Source organism: Paraburkholderia sp. GW821-FHT02A12, from assembly GCF_059422005.1.
This window is the reverse complement of sequence record NZ_JBWKWA010000001.1, coordinates 696771-712914: the sequence shown is the minus strand read 5'-3', so window position 1 is coordinate 712914 and position 16144 is coordinate 696771. Positions and strand designations below refer to the sequence as shown.

12 protein-coding genes are annotated in these 16144 nt (G+C 64.0%); 4 read left to right on the top strand and 8 right to left on the bottom strand.

Annotated elements, in window-relative coordinates; genetic code table 11:
* The first annotated feature begins 41 nt into the window (after positions 1-41).
* Positions 42-1247, top strand: a complete 1206-nt coding sequence (locus tag AC07WT_RS03285) for a glycosyltransferase (RefSeq protein ID WP_494946026.1) — start codon at positions 42-44, stop codon at positions 1245-1247.
* 153 nt (positions 1248-1400) lie between these two features.
* Here AC07WT_RS03285 and AC07WT_RS03280 read toward each other — a convergent pair whose 3' ends face one another.
* Complete coding sequence (locus AC07WT_RS03280; protein ID WP_494946025.1) at positions 1401-2693, bottom strand: acyltransferase family protein; 1293 nt, start codon at positions 2691-2693, stop codon at positions 1401-1403.
* 270 nt (positions 2694-2963) lie between these two features.
* Between AC07WT_RS03280 and AC07WT_RS03275 the strand changes: the two genes are divergently transcribed.
* Together AC07WT_RS03275 and AC07WT_RS03270 are read left to right on the top strand one after the other, a co-directional pair.
* Complete coding sequence (locus AC07WT_RS03275; RefSeq protein WP_494946024.1) at positions 2964-4460, top strand: O-antigen ligase family protein; 1497 nt, start codon at positions 2964-2966, stop codon at positions 4458-4460.
* On the top strand, positions 4457-5668 hold the full coding sequence (locus AC07WT_RS03270; protein WP_494946023.1) for a glycosyltransferase: 1212 nt from the start codon (positions 4457-4459) through the stop codon (positions 5666-5668). Before AC07WT_RS03275 ends, AC07WT_RS03270 begins: the two co-directional genes overlap by 4 nt.
* 50 nt (positions 5669-5718) lie before the next feature.
* Here AC07WT_RS03270 and AC07WT_RS03265 read toward each other — a convergent pair whose 3' ends face one another.
* Positions 5719-7455, bottom strand: coding sequence for an FAD-dependent oxidoreductase (locus AC07WT_RS03265; RefSeq protein ID WP_494946022.1), 1737 nt, complete (start codon positions 7453-7455; stop codon positions 5719-5721).
* Positions 7456-7673: 218 nt separating this feature from the next.
* The gene (locus AC07WT_RS03260) at positions 7674-8312 is read right to left on the bottom strand and encodes an LbetaH domain-containing protein (RefSeq protein WP_494946021.1); all 639 of its coding nucleotides are present in this window, start codon (positions 8310-8312) and stop codon (positions 7674-7676) included.
* A gap of 181 nt (positions 8313-8493) precedes the next feature.
* Between AC07WT_RS03260 and AC07WT_RS03255 the strand changes: the two genes are divergently transcribed.
* Positions 8494-9015, top strand: coding sequence for a hypothetical protein (locus AC07WT_RS03255; RefSeq protein WP_494946020.1), 522 nt, complete (start codon positions 8494-8496; stop codon positions 9013-9015).
* 31 nt (positions 9016-9046) lie between these two features.
* Here AC07WT_RS03255 and AC07WT_RS03250 read toward each other — a convergent pair whose 3' ends face one another.
* The 5 genes from AC07WT_RS03250 to AC07WT_RS03230 all read right to left on the bottom strand — a co-directional run bounded on the left by AC07WT_RS03250 (position 9047) and on the right by AC07WT_RS03230 (position 16126).
* The gene (locus AC07WT_RS03250) at positions 9047-10411 is read right to left on the bottom strand and encodes a glycosyltransferase WbuB (protein ID WP_494946019.1); all 1365 of its coding nucleotides are present in this window, start codon (positions 10409-10411) and stop codon (positions 9047-9049) included.
* 57 nt (positions 10412-10468) lie between these two features.
* Positions 10469-11611 (bottom strand): glycosyltransferase family 4 protein, encoded by a 1143-nt coding sequence (locus AC07WT_RS03245; protein WP_494946018.1) that lies wholly within the window; start codon positions 11609-11611, stop codon positions 10469-10471.
* A gap of 116 nt (positions 11612-11727) precedes the next feature.
* Positions 11728-12687: a GDP-L-fucose synthase family protein gene (locus tag AC07WT_RS03240; protein WP_494946017.1), complete on the bottom strand. Its 960-nt coding sequence runs from the start codon at positions 12685-12687 to the stop codon at positions 11728-11730.
* 5 nt (positions 12688-12692) lie between these two features.
* A complete protein-coding gene (gene gmd / locus AC07WT_RS03235) occupies positions 12693-13811 on the bottom strand; it encodes a GDP-mannose 4,6-dehydratase (RefSeq protein WP_494946016.1) in 1119 nt (372 codons plus the stop codon).
* An 80-nt stretch (positions 13812-13891) separates the two neighbouring features.
* Complete coding sequence (locus tag AC07WT_RS03230; RefSeq protein ID WP_492594111.1) at positions 13892-16126, bottom strand: polysaccharide biosynthesis tyrosine autokinase; 2235 nt, start codon at positions 16124-16126, stop codon at positions 13892-13894.
* Positions 16127-16144: the final 18 nt, after the last annotated feature.

Here is a 16144-nt window from a genome sequence, read left to right as displayed (position 1 = left end):
CCTGGCGCTTTTCCACAACGCACATACAGCACATGCCGCACATGTCAACCGACGCGATGGAACAAGACTACGTCCTGATTGTCGAGCCCAATCTCACCGGCCATCGCTGGCGTTATGTCGAGTGGACCATGCAGGCTTGTGCGGAAGCCGGGTATCCGTGCATTCTCGCCACCGAGAGCGCCAACGAGGATCATCGGCTCGCCCGGCAGATCGTCGCCGCCAACCGGCGCGACATGGAAATCGCGTTTGTCGATCCGGAGGAGCGTCCCCGCGGCCTGTTGCGCGACCCCAACGAATACTGGCGCTTTCACCGCTATTTCAAGCGCGTGTACAAGATCGTCAGCCGCGCGCAACCGATCAGGCTCGTGATCGTTCCGTACGTCGACTATTTCTTTTATGCGCTGCCGTTTCTCGGCTCGCCATTCGGCAAGACGCCGTGGATCGGCATCACGATGCGCGCGACCTTTCATCATCACAAGGTCGGCATCAAGGCGCCCGACCGTCCGTTGGTCAATGCGATCAAGGCGCAGCTCTTCAAACGCGCGGTGAGATCGGCGGGATTGCGCACGCTGCTCACCATCGATCCCACGCTGCCGGAGTGGTCGGCACGCAGCGCATCGAAGGCAAGCGCGGCGATCGCCTACGTGGCGGACCCCTTTCCGGATGAACATGCGGAAAACCCCGTGCTCGCCCGCGAACGGCTCGGACTGGACCCCGAGCAGCGCTATCTGCTGGTGTACGGCGCCATCACCGAGCGCAAAGGCATCTACGAACTGGTCGAGGCGCTGACGCGTCTGGACAACGCCCCCACGCTGATCGTCGCCGGCGAGCAGGACGCGGGCACGCGCCATTTCATGCGCAACCACGTCCGCGGCCTGAAACCCGCACCGCTGGTTCTCGACGCGTTCATCTCAAACGATCTCGAGCGCGATCTGTTCTCCGCCTGCGACGCTGTCTGGCTGGGCTACAAGGGACACTACGGGATGAGCGGCGTGCTCGTGCAGGCGTACCGCTTCGGCAAGCCGGTAATCGCGACCGAAGACGGGTTGATCGGCTGGTTCAGCCGGCGCTGTGAACTGGGGCCGATATTGAGCGACCTGAGTACGGCGTCGATCGGCAAGGCCATCACCGAAATCGCCACCTCGTGGCCGCATGCGCCCGAGGCCGTCCCGTCCGCACGCGAAGATCTGCTGTCGCGGCATACGCTCGGTCAATTCAAGCAAACCTTGCTTCAGCAGATGGCCTGAAACCAGCGGCACATTCCGGCGCACCTTGGCACACGCCGGCAACCCGCGGCACATTCCGGCACACCTTGGCATACGCCGGCAACCCGCGGCGCATCCCGGCACACCCTGGCATACGCCGGCAACCAGCGGCAACCCTCGGCAACCCGCGCGCGATCAGCCGGCCGGTTCGCTGCCCGCGCCCGGCTCGGCGCCGCGCCGCGCGGCGAGCACCGCGATGCGCGGCTCGGCAGGCTCGGCGGTCGTCGGACTGGTGCCCTCGGCGGCCGGCCGCGCGCGGGTTGTCGTTGATTGCCGATGCCGCGATGGCGGGCTTTCGGCGGCGAGCGCCTCTTCGCGCACCGCACTGCTGCGCTTTTCCGGAAAGAGCGCGTTGCGCATGAGCAGGAACGGAAATTCGATCGCGCGCGTGGTCACATAACCGATCAGGATAGCGATCGCGAACTGCGCGGTCAGGGCAAGAATCCACGTCAGGCTCGGCGCGAGGCCAAGCGCGGTCGCTTTGTGAATCAGCATGTCGCCGGGTGCGAGAGCAAGCGAATGCCATAGGTAGATGCCGTAAGAATAAAGGCCGACCCATGCAATCGCGCGATAGGCCATCGAAGAGCGAAGCGATCCGGAATGTTCGAGCGCCAGCACGAGCAACGCGGCAAAGCCGAGCGCCTGAATCGTGTAGCCGATGCTTTCGTCCAGCGCCAGATTTTTCGTCGCGAACGCAAGCCACGCGCACAGCACGGCGACCATTGCGACCAGCAACCACGTGCGCTTCGCCAACCGCTGATAGACGGCCGGTCTCATCCAGTAGACCGCGGACAGAATCACGCCGACCAGCAAACTGTCGATCCGGTACTGCGTGTAGGCGAAGGCGCCTTCCAGGTTTCCGCCCGCCACCGCGAAGCAGCGTGCCGTGAGCACCACCGCGCAGATTGCGGTGAGGATGCTGACGATGGTCCACACGCCCAGACGCCAGCGGGCGAACAGCAACAGGAGCGCCGGCAATACGAGGTAAAAGTGTTCTTCGACCGCGAGGCTCCAGGTCTGGGTAATCGAGGTGCCCAGATAGTTCTGCAGATGGGCCAGGTTCTGGAACAGAAACGTATTCCACGGGTGGCGGCCCGCCAGCAGATGGAAAGCGAGCAGCACGTAATACGCGGGCCAGATGCGAAAGATACGCCGGATGATAAAACGCCGTGCGTCGACGTGACCTTTTTCGGCGTACTGCCGGAGCAGGAGACCGCCCACCAGAAAGCCGCTCAGCGTGAAAAACAGATTCACGCCTTCACGTCCGAAATTTTTCAGCGGGTACTCAATAATCTGGAGTAGAAAGTTATTCGTATGGACAGCATGAAAGTGAAACCCCATCACCGCGATAATGGCGATGCCGCGGAGGAAATCGAGCTCGATTGCCCTGCCGGCTGTTACGGGTCTCGCGCCGCCGAATAATTTCATGTTCTTCTCCCCTGACACCCTGCGCGGGCCAATGTCCCTTTTTGCATCTTCGGTGGCGTTACGCGCGCGTGCGCGCCAACATCAAGGCATTGCCCGACAAGCTGAAGACGGCCGGGTACGTCACGCAACAGTCGGCCTTTCCTCTGTCGCCAGAACCCAGGCAATCGGCGACGAAACCGGCAGGCGGAATTGGCAAGCGGGGATATTCCCGCACAATGAACTTACGCGAGACCGTCTGGTATAGACCAACGGCGCCGGGGAGGGTCAACAATGCGCCATCAGTATGCGACGCTGTGGATTTGGATTTTTCTGTTACCGCTTGCGCTGGACTACAAAGCGACCGACGCAAACACAGGCCACTTCGCCCAGTTCGTGTTCGTCCTTCCGGCGCTTGCCGCGGGACTGAGCCTGGCGCTGATTGCGCCGCGCTTTCACGACCGCTCACGCCTGCGCTCATTCGTCACCCTTAGCCTTCTTCTGTGCGTGCTAGGCAGCGTCATCGCCCAGTGGGTGCAGGGCAACGACACCGGCAACTATCTGCGTGTCCTGCTGCCATTCCTGCTGTTCCTGCTGGGCTACGTCGTGGCCTGCCGCCCATGGAGCGAATATCGAATCTCGCAGTTCGAGAAAGCCCTGCTCGTTGCCAACACAATTAGCCTCGTGTTCACCTTCGCGTACGGCATGGCGACGGGCGGCGGTCTCGAGGAGGTCCGGTACCGGATCATCTCCGTCACGCTGCTCGGACTGCAAGGCGTGCTGCTGCACGAATTCGTCGTCGCGAAGCGCTTTTCCTTCTTTACCGTTGCGGTGTTCGCCTTCAGCGTGATCGTCGAGTTGCTGAGCGTCACACGCAGCTTGCTGGTGGGTACGGTGTTGCTGTTCCTGATCGCGATGGGACTGTGTGCGCCGACGGTTCAGCAGATCTGGCGCGCGCTCGCGCGCAGCCTGATCGCCGGCGTGGTGATCGCCGGCGTGGCAGGCGTGGCGGCATTGAGCTTCCCCACCGTCACCCAGCACTGGACGCAGCGTATTTTCGCGTCGGAGGAAACCGCCGCCGGCAAGGACCCAACCACCATCACCCGGCTCGCCGAAATGCGCGATCAGTACGACCAGGTCACCGCGGATCCCGCGACGCTGCTATTCGGCGCGGGCCTCGGACACTACTATCGCTACTCCCCCGCCTACCTGCCGGATCTCGCCGGCCAGATCAGCGAGAAAGACTTCTATGCGATCAGGGAATGGGCGGCCGGTCATAACTTCTGGGTGTATCAGTTGTTCGCGGGCGGGCTGCTGTTCGGCATCGGCATGCCGCTTGCCGTATTGGTCGCCCTCGCGATCTGTTTTCTCTCCTATCGTCACTGGCGAGCGGTCGTGCCGGACGCGCCGATGCTCCCCGTACTGGGGCGAGCCATCATGCTGTTTGCCGCGCTGCCGGCTACGTCGATAGGCGGCAATCCGCTCGGACCGCGTTTCTCGGGACTGGTGTTCGGCATCGCGCTCGGCTTGATGATCGCGACGCATGCGCGGCTGCAACGCGCACTCCCGGCGAGGCCGAAGCGGCTTCGCAAGCCGCAGCGCATGCGCCCGGTGGTCGTGCCCGAGTTGCCGGGCAGGATCCAGCCCGGCATGGGCCGCGCGGACCTCGCGGCAACCTTGGGCATCTCACATTCGGCAAACGTCACGGCCGGGTCCGGCCACTTCGGCCCGCTCGCGTCGTCCGGCACGCCGTCGACGCACAGCGTCAGTCGATCGAATCTCGTCCGATGAAAATCCTCCACCTGCTCGCAAGCGTCGATCCATGCGCCGGCGGCCCCGTAGAAGGCGTACGCCGCAGCGGCGTAGCGATGCAAGAAGCCGGACACCAGATCGAAGTGGCCACCTGCGACGCGCCGGGCGACGCGTACCTCGCGGCCTTTCCGTTTCCGGTGCACGCCTTTGGCCCGGTCACCAGCCGGTACAGCTACAGCGCGCGCCTCGCGCCCTGGCTCCACGCCAACGCGCGCCGCTTCGACGCGGTTATCGTCCACGGCTTGTGGCAATACCACGGCCTTGCCGCGTGGAAGACGCTAAGAAGAAGCGAGGTGCCGTACTACGTGTACGTTCACGGCATGCTCGATCCGTGGTTCAAACAGGCGTACCCGCTCAAGCACCTCAAGAAATGGTTGTATTGGCCGTGGGCCGAATACCGTGTGCTGCGCGACGCGCGCGCCGTCATCTTCACGACGGAAGAAGAGCGCACTCGCGCGCGGCAATCTTTCTGGCTGTACCGCGCCAATGAACGGATCGTGCCGTTCGGCACGACGGTTCCGCCGCTCGACGCCGGGTCCGTACGCGAAGCGTTCCTGCAAGCCGTGCCGGGTTTGCGCGGCAAACGCATCATGCTGTTTCTCGGCCGCGTGCATGCCAAGAAAGGCTGCGATCTGCTGATCGATGCCTTCGCGCGCATCGCCGGCGGCGATCCGGCATGGCATCTCGTCATCGCGGGACCCGACGAGACCGGCTGGGTTGCGCAGCTGCGCGCGCAGGCACTCGCGGCCGGCGTCGCGCATCGCGTCAGCCTGCCGGGCATGCTGCAAGGCGATCTCAAGTGGGGCGCGTTTCACGCAAGCGAGGTGTTCGTTCTGCCGTCGCACCAGGAGAACTTTGGCGTGGCGGTTGCCGAAGCGCTCGGCTGCGGACTGCCGGCGCTGATCTCCGATAAGGTCAACGTCTGGCGCGAGATCGAAGCGGACGGCGCGGGCCTCGTGGCTGCCGACACCGTCGACGGCATCGAACAGAACCTCGTGCGCTGGTATGAACTCGACGACGCCGCCCGGGAGCACATGCGCGCGCAAGCATGCCGCACCTTCCATGCGCGCTTCCGGATCGAAACCATGGTCGGCGCATTGACGGCTCTGCTTGAAAGCAGAGGCAGCGTCGACATGCGCGAACCCACGCTCGCCGCCCTGCGGGAAGCGACCCAGCAAAGCCAGTGAGAGGATGCGCGCGGCATCCCGTCACCGGCCGGGTCACTCTTCCTTCCGGGTCACTGTTCCTTCATCAACGGCGTCAACGAGGTGGCTGCGATCGGCAAGGTGTCGATTTGAGCCTGGGTCGGCATCGTCATCGTGCAGCTGTTGGCCGCGTCGACTCTGCTGTTGCCCACCACGTCCGGCGTATCGAGTTGCCGGACCAGATGCCCGGCGAGGCGCAGCGACAGCGCGGCAATCGTGATGGTCGGAAAGTTGGCGCCGACCGTCGGAAAGACCGAACTGCCGGCCACATAGAGATTGCCGATCCCGTGCACCTTGCAGTCGCGATCGACCACGCCTTCGCGCGGCGAATCGTGCATGCGCGTCGTGCCCATGTGGTGCCACGTTCCCTCCAGCTTCGCGGGCCACGGCCGGCCCTCGAGCGGCGCGTCGAGCTCGACGTCCGCGATCCCCGCCATCTGCAACTCCTGCGCAAGCAACGCGAAGGTTCTGTCGAAGGTGCGCTGGACCTGTGCGCCAAGCCGCCATTCCACCTTGACGCGCGGCATGCCGAGCCGGTCGCGCTGAGCGCACAAGGTGACGCGGCTGTCGCGATTGGGCTCCGCTTCGACGATGGCCTGCAGCGTCACGCCGGTAATGAGCGCCGGCCACTGATACAGCCGCGTCAAGCCGTAGCCCACGGTGTCGAGCGGATGTGAGGCCATGGTGATGAGGTCGGCCTTCAGGCTGCGGCCCGGCTGGTCTTTGGACAACAGCGCTTCCTTGCAGCGGATCAGCGCCTCGGACCCTTTACTGCCCTCGCCGTAAAAGCGCGAGTAGAGCCACACGCGCGAATTGAGCAATTTCTCGCGCTCCATCAGTTCCTGCTTCGGCGCGAACTGTGAGGAGATCTTCGTGCCGTGCGCGGAAACCGCGGCATTCTGATAGTGGTACTTGATGTCATACAGTTTGTTGCGCGCGAGTCCTGGGCGAAAACGCACTGTCCCCGACATCATCCGCGGATGGTCCATGAAGAAGCGGCCCACCAGATCGTTGCCATTGCCGAGGCCCGCGGCCTGGACATTGTTCGATGCGAGCAGCAGGCGCGCGTTCTCGATGCCGCCCGTCGCCAGCACGAAGATCGTGCTCACCACCGACATCCTGCGTCCGCTGAGCGTCGCCACCTGGACTCGCGAAATGCTCGACGCCTGGGCGTCGGCGTCGATGTTCAGCACGTTCGCATACAGGAACACCCGCACGCGCGACGAACGGGACAGCTCGTCGCGATACAGCTTGCCGAAGCGCACAGGCGGGCTGAACTGGGCCACGGTGTCGCGCATATCGCCGGTCGCGAGCGGAATGCGGCGTACGTCATGGCGCCCGATCTCGCGCTCCCAGTAAGCAGGGTCGAAATTTTGCGGGCCGAGCTTCAGCAGCTCGTGCGTGCGCGCGTAATACGGCGCCAGTTCGTCGAGACCGAAGGGCCAGCCGCTGTGCGGTATCCAGTCGCGCTTCTCGAAGTCCCACGGATCCAGCGGGCGGCACCATCCGCCCCAGCAATTGCTGCCGCCGCCGAAGTAGCGGCTGCGGGAGCCGTCCGCGAATGAATAGGGAAGACCGGCGCTCTCACCGCGATAGAGATCGCGCGTTTCGTCGTCGGGGCCAAAGCCGCCGCTTTCGAGCATGCAGGTGTCGACCCCCGCCCTCGCCATCTCGAGTGCGAGCGTGATGCCCGCCACTCCGCCGCCAATGATGCAGACTGCCGTCTCGATGACCGTGTTTTGTTCAACGTTGCGAGTATCGATAAACATCCCTGCTCCCCATCTTTCTTCATGCAATTCTTGAGTGCGCGGTTTCTTGCCGGGCCGGCAAGAAACCGCGCACACGCCGTCTCCGAACCGTCATCGGAGCCACAGCGGGCATCGAGCGGCAATCGTCGATCGACAAACCCATTGCAGCCGCCGACATCCCGGCGGGCAACGACCTCGGCCTCCTCAGCGTAGTGACGCTGCGGTTCTGTATCTGTGCTTCAAGCCACGGAATCGAAGCGATTCCTGATGAAGCGGCATGGATTGCCGCCATACACGCCGCCCGGCTCAAGCGAACGATGCACGACGGACAAAGGCGTCACCACGGCCGAACGGCCGATCGTCACGCCCATCTGCACGACGCACTTCGACGTAATCCAGACACCGTCCTCGATGACGATGGGGGCGACGCGCAGATCCATCGTGCTGCGCATGTCGTGAGATCCGGCGCTCAGAAACGTACCCTGAGAGATGCAGACGTTCGAGCCGATGCGGATCATGGCCTGGTTGTAGATCCAGACGTCGACGCCGAACCAGCAGTTCTCGCCCACCTCGAGATTCCACGGCGCCTTCACGCGCAGTGGATGGACGAACCGGCAACCGGTGCCGATCTTCGCGCCGAACAGCCGCAGCAGCGCGACGCGGATGAATGAAAGGGGCAGCAGCTTGTTGTTGATCAAACAGGCTTCAACGACAAACCAGATGAGCTCGATGAGGATGCCGCGCTTCGCGCGGTAGTTTCCCTTTCCAGCAAGACTCAGATCGATGACGCGGCCGTTTTCGCGCACGCCGTTCACGTCCGGCGCAGCGGGTACGTCCGGCATGCGGCCGATCTGCGGATCGTCGGCAACGTTACCCATCAGTTCTCTCCTGATACGCGAGGTAGTAAACATACCCATCTGTACGGCGCGTGGTGTCATTATGTTGCGGCTCCCAGCGACGCTTTGCGTTATGGCCGTACACGGAGGCGTTTTGGCGGCTACGTGCGTGCTGCCTGGCGCACGATAGGCTTATCGCGACCGCATCTGTCTGGGGAAAACGATGAACACCTCGCTTCGTCATACCGCTACCTCGCTGTTCGCCGCCATTGCATCGTGCGTATGCTGCGCCCCCCCGGCGCTCGCCCAGGGGGCCGCCCCCGCACCGGCTGCGCCGGCCGCGGCTCCTGCTCCCGGCTACGGCGGCGACGCTATGGCGCCGAAGAAAGGCGGCCGGGCGGCTCATCGTGCGAGCGAAGAGAAGTTGCTCGGCGCACCGCAGGAATACAGCAGCCCGACAGACTTGCCGCGACGCAATACCGTCGACGCCCAGCAGGCGGCCCTGCTCGACGAGCAGCGCATGAGCGTGACCGCAGCGGGTCCGGGCGGGCAGGCGGCACCGCTCAAAGGTCAGCGCCACAAGGCGCCGGTCGCGGCCGCCAACGGCAATGCGCGCGGCGCCGCCCAGCCCCGTCCGAACCCGAACGACGCCCTGCTGCCCGCAGGAGCGGCGAAGACCACTTACGCCGACCCGTACGACCTCACCGGCACCGGCAAGCACGGCGTTTATCGCGCTCCGTGGTGATGTCGCATTCATAACCGCGCCGTGGGCCGGATCAATCCGGCGCGACTTCCTCCGCGGTGGCCGGCTTGGTCCGCGTCGCCGTCGCAGTCGTCGTCGCCGTCGCCGTCGTCGCAGCAGTCGAAGGTCTCGGGCTAAAACGCGTTGCCGGGCCTTTTGCGCGTTGTTCCGCTCCCGCTGCGCGGACCAGCATTGCAAGCCGCTCCTCGAATGTACGGATCGTCGCCTGCGGCGACAGCGCGCGCTCGGCATACTCGCGTGCAGCGATGCCCAGTTCCGCACGGCGCGCCGGATTGCTCGCCAACGCGCCGATCGCCGCGGCAAGCGCAGGCACGTCGTCAGGCGGCACCACCACGCCACGTGGCGCTACCTCGTCGAATAGACCCGTACCTCGACGCGCCATCGCCACGACAGCGCGTCCGCTTGCGAACATGCCGGTGAGCTTGGACGGCATCACCAGATCCGCTGCATCGCCGCGCTGCGGCAAAACGTGGATATCGGCGAGGTTGAGCAATTCGTTCAGACGCTCTGCCGGCTGCAACGGAATGAAAATGCAGTTCGACAATGCCGCGCAGCGTTCGAGCAAACCCTGTTTCGCGGCCCCGCAGCCGCAGAAAACGAACGTGACATCGGAGCGTCCGGCGAGCAATGCCGCAGCATCGGCGAGCGTTTCGATGCCCTGCTTCGCGCCCATGTTGCCCGAGTACAGAACCACCTTCTGTCCGTGCGGAATATGCAGCTGGCGCCGATATTCGCTCGCGTGCGCGAGCGGAAAAATCGTCGAAGCGTCAACCCAGTTGGGCAGGCACACGATCCGCGCCGGGTCCACGCCCTTCATCAGCGCGCGCGTGGTCATTTGCCAGGAAATCGACGACACCGCATCGAAGCGCCGCAGCAACGCGCTTTCGATCCAGCGCGCGAAACGGCCGGCGCGCGAACTCTTCAGCAGACCGAGATCGAATGCCGCGTCGACCTCGTAGTCCTGAATATGCAGCCACGCGCTCGCCTGCGCGATGCGCGCCAGCATGAGCGCGCCGGGCGCGCACATCAGCGTCGGGGCAATCAGCACGACCGCATCCGGACGCCATCGCGCCTGCATGGCAAGCAGCGGCAACGACGTCATCGCGAAGCTCGCGAGATGCGCCATCCGCTTCATGCCGCTGGGCCGCGACGGCACCCATAGCGGCGCGCGCCGGACCGTCACGCCGTCGCGCATTTCGCGGCGGAACCGCCACCACGAATATCCCGCTGCAACCCGCCATTCCGGGTAATAAGGCGGCGCGCACACCACCCGAACCTCGTGCCCGCCGCCGGCCAGAAGCACGGCCATTTCGGCCGTGTACTTGCCCGTCCCGGTCAGTTCAGGCGCGTAGTTGAGGCCGTATATCAGGATCTTCATGGTGGCAGCCAGAACGGGTTGGAACTTCGCTTACGCGACTCGGCCGGGCAACGCGCGTCAGTCGCTCAGCATCAGCGCGCAGCCGCGCGCAATATTGGCGGCGGCCGAAGGCGGATCGAAGCGGCGAATCACGTCCATGCAGCGGCGCGCGGTTCCGCCCGCGTCGGCGAAAGCCTCGATCGCCTTGAGCATCGTGCGCTGCAACGCGGCGACATCGCCGGCGGCGAACGCATAACCGCTGAGGCCGTCGATCACGAGTTCCGGCACACAGCCGCAACTCTCACTGACGACGGCCGGGCAGCCATGCGCGAGCGCCTCGTTGACGACCAGTCCCCAGGGCTCGCTATAGCTCGGCAGCACGAGGCAGGTCGCGCCGTAGTACTCGTGTGTCAGCGGCTCGTCCTGCAGACTGCCGGCGAAGGTCACGGCCGTGCCGAGCTCGAGTTCGGCGACCTTCGCGTGCAGGACCTCGGCCATCGGCCCGGTGCCGACAATGCGCAATTTCGCTGCCGGAATCCGCCGCCGCAATCCGGCGAAGGCTTCGATCAGCGTGCCGATGCCCTTCTCCTCGGAAAGACGGCCGACATACAGGAACACCGGCGGATTGCCGGCACGGCTCTCGACCCGATCGACCAGCGCGCGCTCCGGCGAAAACGACCCGGGCAACGCGGCGGCCTGGCACGGCACGAAAATCTTGTCCCGCTTGGCGCCGAGCGACAGCAGATAATCGCGGCTGCGTTCGCCGAAACCGAAGTAGCCGTCGCAGAGCGAGAAGAACACTCGTTTCGGGATCGACGTAAGAAGCCTCTTCGGCCGATCGCGCGCGGTCGAATCGACGAATACCGCGCGCCGCTTGCCGGTCACAATGCATGCCGCCAGCATCGCCCAGTATTCCGGACGGTGATAGCCCGGCAGGATGATCAGGTCGGACCTGGCGCGCAGCACTTCCCACGTGAGCCGCGCGATCATCTTCAGCGTGGGCACGTCTTCATAGCAACCGTCGAACAGCTTCTGCATCGGATAGCGATGATACGAATAGTCGACGTCGGAAAAGCCGACCCGGTCGTGTTCCGTATCCGCTATCTGGACCATCGAGTAGCGAATCGCTCCGGACGCGGAAATGTTATGCAAGGCGGAGAACACAACACCTTTATGGCGCGACCATACGACGTTGTGGAAGATCGTGACTGACGCTGTCATTTGTATGTCACCCCTCGAAAAATCGTCTTTGTGCCCGTTGCGCGCACTGCCCGCGCGAAGAGCCCCAAGCGTTCCTGAAGATCCGAAAACAGCGCTCGACAGCTCGCTGTGCCCGCCTACGCCTGCAAGGCAGCAGCGGGCGTCGAGCCGGCGTGTGATGCAACGAAATCACGATACGTGGCCGCGATGCCCTCCTCGAGGCCGATCGTCGCGTGCCAGTCCATCCGCGCCAGCCGCGATACGTCGAGCAGCTTGCGCGGCGTGCCGTCCGGTTTGGACGTATCGAATACGAGTTGTCCCTCGAAGCCGACCACCTTGTTGATGCATTCGGCGAGTTCGCGTATCGACAGGTCGTCGCCGACGCCGACGTTGAACAGGCCCTCGGTCACGTTGTGCTCGAGGATGAAGACCGTCGCTGCCGCCAGGTCGTCGACGTGCAGAAACTCGCGGCGCGGCGTGCCCGAACCCCACACCGTCAACGTGGCGGCGCCGCTCACCTTCGCTTCGTGCGCCTTGCGCAGCAGGGCCGGCAATACGTGGCTGCTGTTCAGGTCGTAGTTGTCGTTCGGGCCGTACAGATTGGTCGGCATCAACGCGACGAACTGGGTGTTGTACTCGCGGTTATAGGCGTCGCACAGCTTGAGGCCGGCGATCTTCGCGATGGCATACGCATCGTTGGTCGGTTCGAGCGCCGAAGTCAGCAGATACTCTTCGCGAATCGGCTGCGGGCATTGTTTCGGATAAATGCACGACGAGCCGAAGAACACCAGCCGCTCGACGTGGGCTCGATACGCGGCATGGATCACGTTGGTTTCGATCACGAGGTTTTCGTAGATGAATTCGCCAGGTCTCGTCGCATTGGCGAGAATGCCGCCCACTCGCGCGGCCGCCAGCAGCACGACGTCGATCTGTTCCGCCTCGAAGAAGCGATTCACGGCCGCCTGATCCGTGAGATCGAGTTCCGTCCTGGAACGCGTGACGATGTTGCGATAGCCATCGGCGAGGAGGCGCCGAACCAGCGCGGAGCCGACCATGCCACGGTGGCCCGCGACGAAGATGTGTGCATGTTTATTCATCGCCGTCACTCGTGATGTTCCAGTGCCGTGAAGCCGGCCAGCGTGACGAGCGCATCGCGTCTCGCGATCTGGTAATCGGCGCGCACCATTTCCTTGACGAGCGCGCTGAACGGCGTGGTCGGCCGCCAGCCGAGAAGCATGTGCGCTTTCGACGGATCGCCGAGCAGTGTGTCGACTTCCGCCGGCCTGAAGTAGCGCGGATCGACGCGCACGATCACATCGCCCGGCGACATCTTGAATTCGCGTCCCTCGACCTTCTCGACAATTCCGACTTCATCCACGCCGGTGCCTTCGAAGCGCACCGTCGCGCCCAGTTCAGCGGCGGCACGCTGAACGAATTCGCGCACGCTGTACTGCACGCCGGTGGCGATCACATAATCCTCGGGCTGCTCCTGTTGCAGCATGCGCCATTGCATCTCGACGTAATCGCGCGCGTGGCCCCAGTCGCGCAGCGCCGACAGATTGCCGAGGTACAGCGTCTTCTGCATGCCGACGGCAATACGCGCCATGGCGCGCGTGATCTTGCGCGTCACGAAGGTCTCGCCGCGCACCGGCGATTCGTGATTGAACAGAATCCCGTTGCACGCGTAGAGCCCATAGGCCTCGCGGTAATTGACGGTCGTCCAGTAGGCAAAGAGCTTGGCGACCGCGTACGGGCTGCGCGGATAGAACGGCGTCGTCTCCGATTGCGGAATCTGCTGCACCAGACCGTACAGTTCCGATGTCGAGGCCTGATAAAAGCGCGTCTTGTGCTGCAGCCCCAGAATCCTGATCGCTTCGAGAATGCGCAAGGTGCCGAGGCCATCCGCGTTGGCTGTGTATTCGGGTTCCTCGAACGACACCGCCACGTGGCTCTGGGCCGCGAGGTTGTAGATTTCGTCCGGCTCGACGCGCTGGATCACCCGCAAGATGCTCGTCGAGTCGGTCAGGTCGGCGTGATGCAGGAAGAGCCTCTGCTCCGGGTCGTGTGGATCGCGGTAAAGATGATCGATCCGGTCGGTGTTGAACAGCGATGACCTGCGTTTGATGCCATGCACGTCGTAGTCCTTGGCGAGCAGCAACTCAGCCAGGTACGACCCGTCCTGTCCAGTGATGCCGGTAATGAGCGCGACCTTGCGTTTCATAAAGCAATCTCCTCGGTGAACATGTCGATGCCTTTCCCCCGGCGCGGTTGAATGGTGGTGGTCGGCCGCTGGCCGCCGCCTCAACCGGCGATGCTGTCGTATCCGTAGTAGCCGCCGTGATAGCCCGAACCGAGGAATGCCCCTTCCTGCGGCACGTCGGTGAGCAGCACGCCTTTGAGCAACACGCCGCCGTTGTGCAGCCGCTTGGCGGTCTCGGATATCTCGTTCAATGGATGGCGGCCGTAGCGCACCACCAGCAGCGCCGTGCCCGCGTATTTGCCGATGACGGTCGAGTCGGTCACGGCGAGCACGGGTGGCGTGTCGACGATGATGAGGTCGTACCTCGACTTCAATTCGTCGAGCATCGTCTCGAAGCGTTTGCTCATCAGCAGCTCGGACGGATGCGCGGGCAGCGTGCCCTTGGCCAGCACGTCGAGTCCGGGCAGGACGTCGCGCTGGATCATGGAATGCAGATCGCCGCCGCTCAGCACGTCCGAGAGCCCTGGCTGGTGTCCGATACCGAAATGCGAATGGACGTCGCCGCGCCGCATGTCGCCGTCGATGATCAGCACGCGCTTGTTCGCGGACGCGACCAGCGCCGACAGATTCACCGACAGGAACGACTTGCCGGTATCGGGCCTCGAGCCCGTGATCATCACGACGTTGTTGTCGGCGTGGTCGAGCGACAGCTGCAGCGAGGTCCGCAGATTGCGCACGCCTTCCACGGCGATGTCCTGCGGCGCCTGCTCGGCCAGCACGTGAAGCCCGCGGCGGCGCAGCATGACGTTTTCCTGCAGCCGCAGCTGATGCTGGCTTCTCGGCACCACAGCGAACACCGGCACGCCGAGCACGGCCTCGATCTCGTCCGGACGCTCCACGCCGCCATACATCGCCCGCTTGATGAAGGTCAGCATGACGCCGATCAGCAAGCCGCCGCCGAGCGCGATCAGGATCGCCAGCACGCGCTTCGGACGCACCGGTTCGTCCGGCGCCTCGGCAAAATCCACCACGCGCACGCTGCCCACCTGGCCGGCTTTCGCCACCCTGAGTTGCTGCGCGCTATTGAGCAGATTGGTATAGAGCTCCGTGTCGACGTGCACGTCGCGCAGCAGCCGCAACGCGCTCTGTTCGGTATCCGGCATCACGGCCACGCTGCGGTTCATGTTGTTCTGGGCGCCCTGCAAGGCCGCGATCTGTGCGTCGAGTGCCGCCACCGCCGGGTGATTCGCCGTGAAGCGGGTCGACATCTCCGCGCGCTGCTGCTGCAGGTCGAGCAGTTTGGTCTTGTTGTCGACGATCTGCTGAAGCAACAGCCGGCTTTCTTCGCCGAGATCGACTGTGCCGTGCGTGTTGCGGAACTTGTTATAGCGTTGCTCGGCGTCGTCGAGTTCCTTGCGCAAGCCGGGTAGTTGCTGATCGAGGAACGCCAGCATGTGCTCGGCTTCGGTCGAGCGGCTTTCGACATCCTGGCGGATGAATTGGCGCGCCATGCTGTTGACGATATTCGCGGTCAACGCGCTGTTGCCGCCTTCAAGGCTTGCGCGAATCACGCCGGACTGAAGCGTGGTTTCGGCGACCACCAGCGCCTTTTGCAGCCGGTCGACGGTGCTCAGCGTCGAGGCGCGCTGCAATTCGAAACGCGCACCGGCAGGCCCGACCAGCGCATCGACCCGCAGCGCAATCGGCCCGTCGGCGGTATCGGTCTGCACGGTCTCGCCGACATGGCCGGACAGAATGGCGATGCCGTTCCTGTCGCGCAGCACATACGATCCGTCATTGCCTTTGATCAGCGTGAAGGTCGTGTCATAAAGCTCCTTCGCGGTGTCGAAGCGCGACACCGAGATACGCTCGCTGCCCCACGCGTAAGCGGACAGGTTGATGAACGACGGCAGCCTGAAACCCCACTCCCCATTCACCAGACCGGCGATCATCCCGCCGACAAATGGCAGATAGCGCGGCGTCGCCGAGATGTCGAGGTGCAGCGTCCTGACGGTTTCCTCGGTGACCAGACGCGACTTCAGCAACTCGATCTCCGCCGCCGTCGACGGCTTGGTGTCGAACATGCCGGTGAGCGGCGGCAACGACTCCTTGCCGTTGGCGTTGTTGTTGCCGGTCTTGTCCTCGACATGGAACAGCACATCCGCGCGGTAAGTCGGCGGTGCGAGAAACGCGTAGGCGCACCCCAGCGCCAGCGCAATCAGCATCGCCATCACGATCGTGCGCCAGCCACGCACGATCGTACGCAGATAGTCCGACAGGTTGAGCTCATCCTGCGCGGACACGTCGGTGTAGCGGTTTTCGAAGTTGATTGCCATTTTCATCACCCAGCAAAG

Bases quoted from the DNA above. Each gene is read 5' to 3' on its own strand.
- AC07WT_RS03265 (WP_494946022.1), bottom strand. From the start codon at position 7,455: ATGTTTATCGATACTCGCAACGTTGAACAAAACACGGTCATCGAGACG.
- AC07WT_RS03275 (WP_494946024.1), top strand. From the start codon at position 2,964: ATGCGCCATCAGTATGCGACGCTGTGGATTTGGATTTTTCTGTTACCG.
- AC07WT_RS03280 (WP_494946025.1), bottom strand. From the start codon at position 2,693: ATGAAATTATTCGGCGGCGCGAGACCCGTAACAGCCGGCAGGGCAATC.
- gmd (WP_494946016.1), bottom strand. From the start codon at position 13,811: ATGAAACGCAAGGTCGCGCTCATTACCGGCATCACTGGACAGGACGGG.
- AC07WT_RS03255 (WP_494946020.1), top strand. From the start codon at position 8,494: ATGAACACCTCGCTTCGTCATACCGCTACCTCGCTGTTCGCCGCCATT.
- AC07WT_RS03250 (WP_494946019.1), bottom strand. From the start codon at position 10,411: ATGAAGATCCTGATATACGGCCTCAACTACGCGCCTGAACTGACCGGG.
- AC07WT_RS03245 (WP_494946018.1), bottom strand. From the start codon at position 11,611: ATGACAGCGTCAGTCACGATCTTCCACAACGTCGTATGGTCGCGCCAT.
- AC07WT_RS03285 (WP_494946026.1), top strand. From the start codon at position 42: ATGTCAACCGACGCGATGGAACAAGACTACGTCCTGATTGTCGAGCCC.
- AC07WT_RS03270 (WP_494946023.1), top strand. From the start codon at position 4,457: ATGAAAATCCTCCACCTGCTCGCAAGCGTCGATCCATGCGCCGGCGGC.
- AC07WT_RS03230 (WP_492594111.1), bottom strand. From the start codon at position 16,126: ATGGCAATCAACTTCGAAAACCGCTACACCGACGTGTCCGCGCAGGAT.
- AC07WT_RS03260 (WP_494946021.1), bottom strand. From the start codon at position 8,312: ATGGGTAACGTTGCCGACGATCCGCAGATCGGCCGCATGCCGGACGTA.
- AC07WT_RS03240 (WP_494946017.1), bottom strand. From the start codon at position 12,687: ATGAATAAACATGCACACATCTTCGTCGCGGGCCACCGTGGCATGGTC.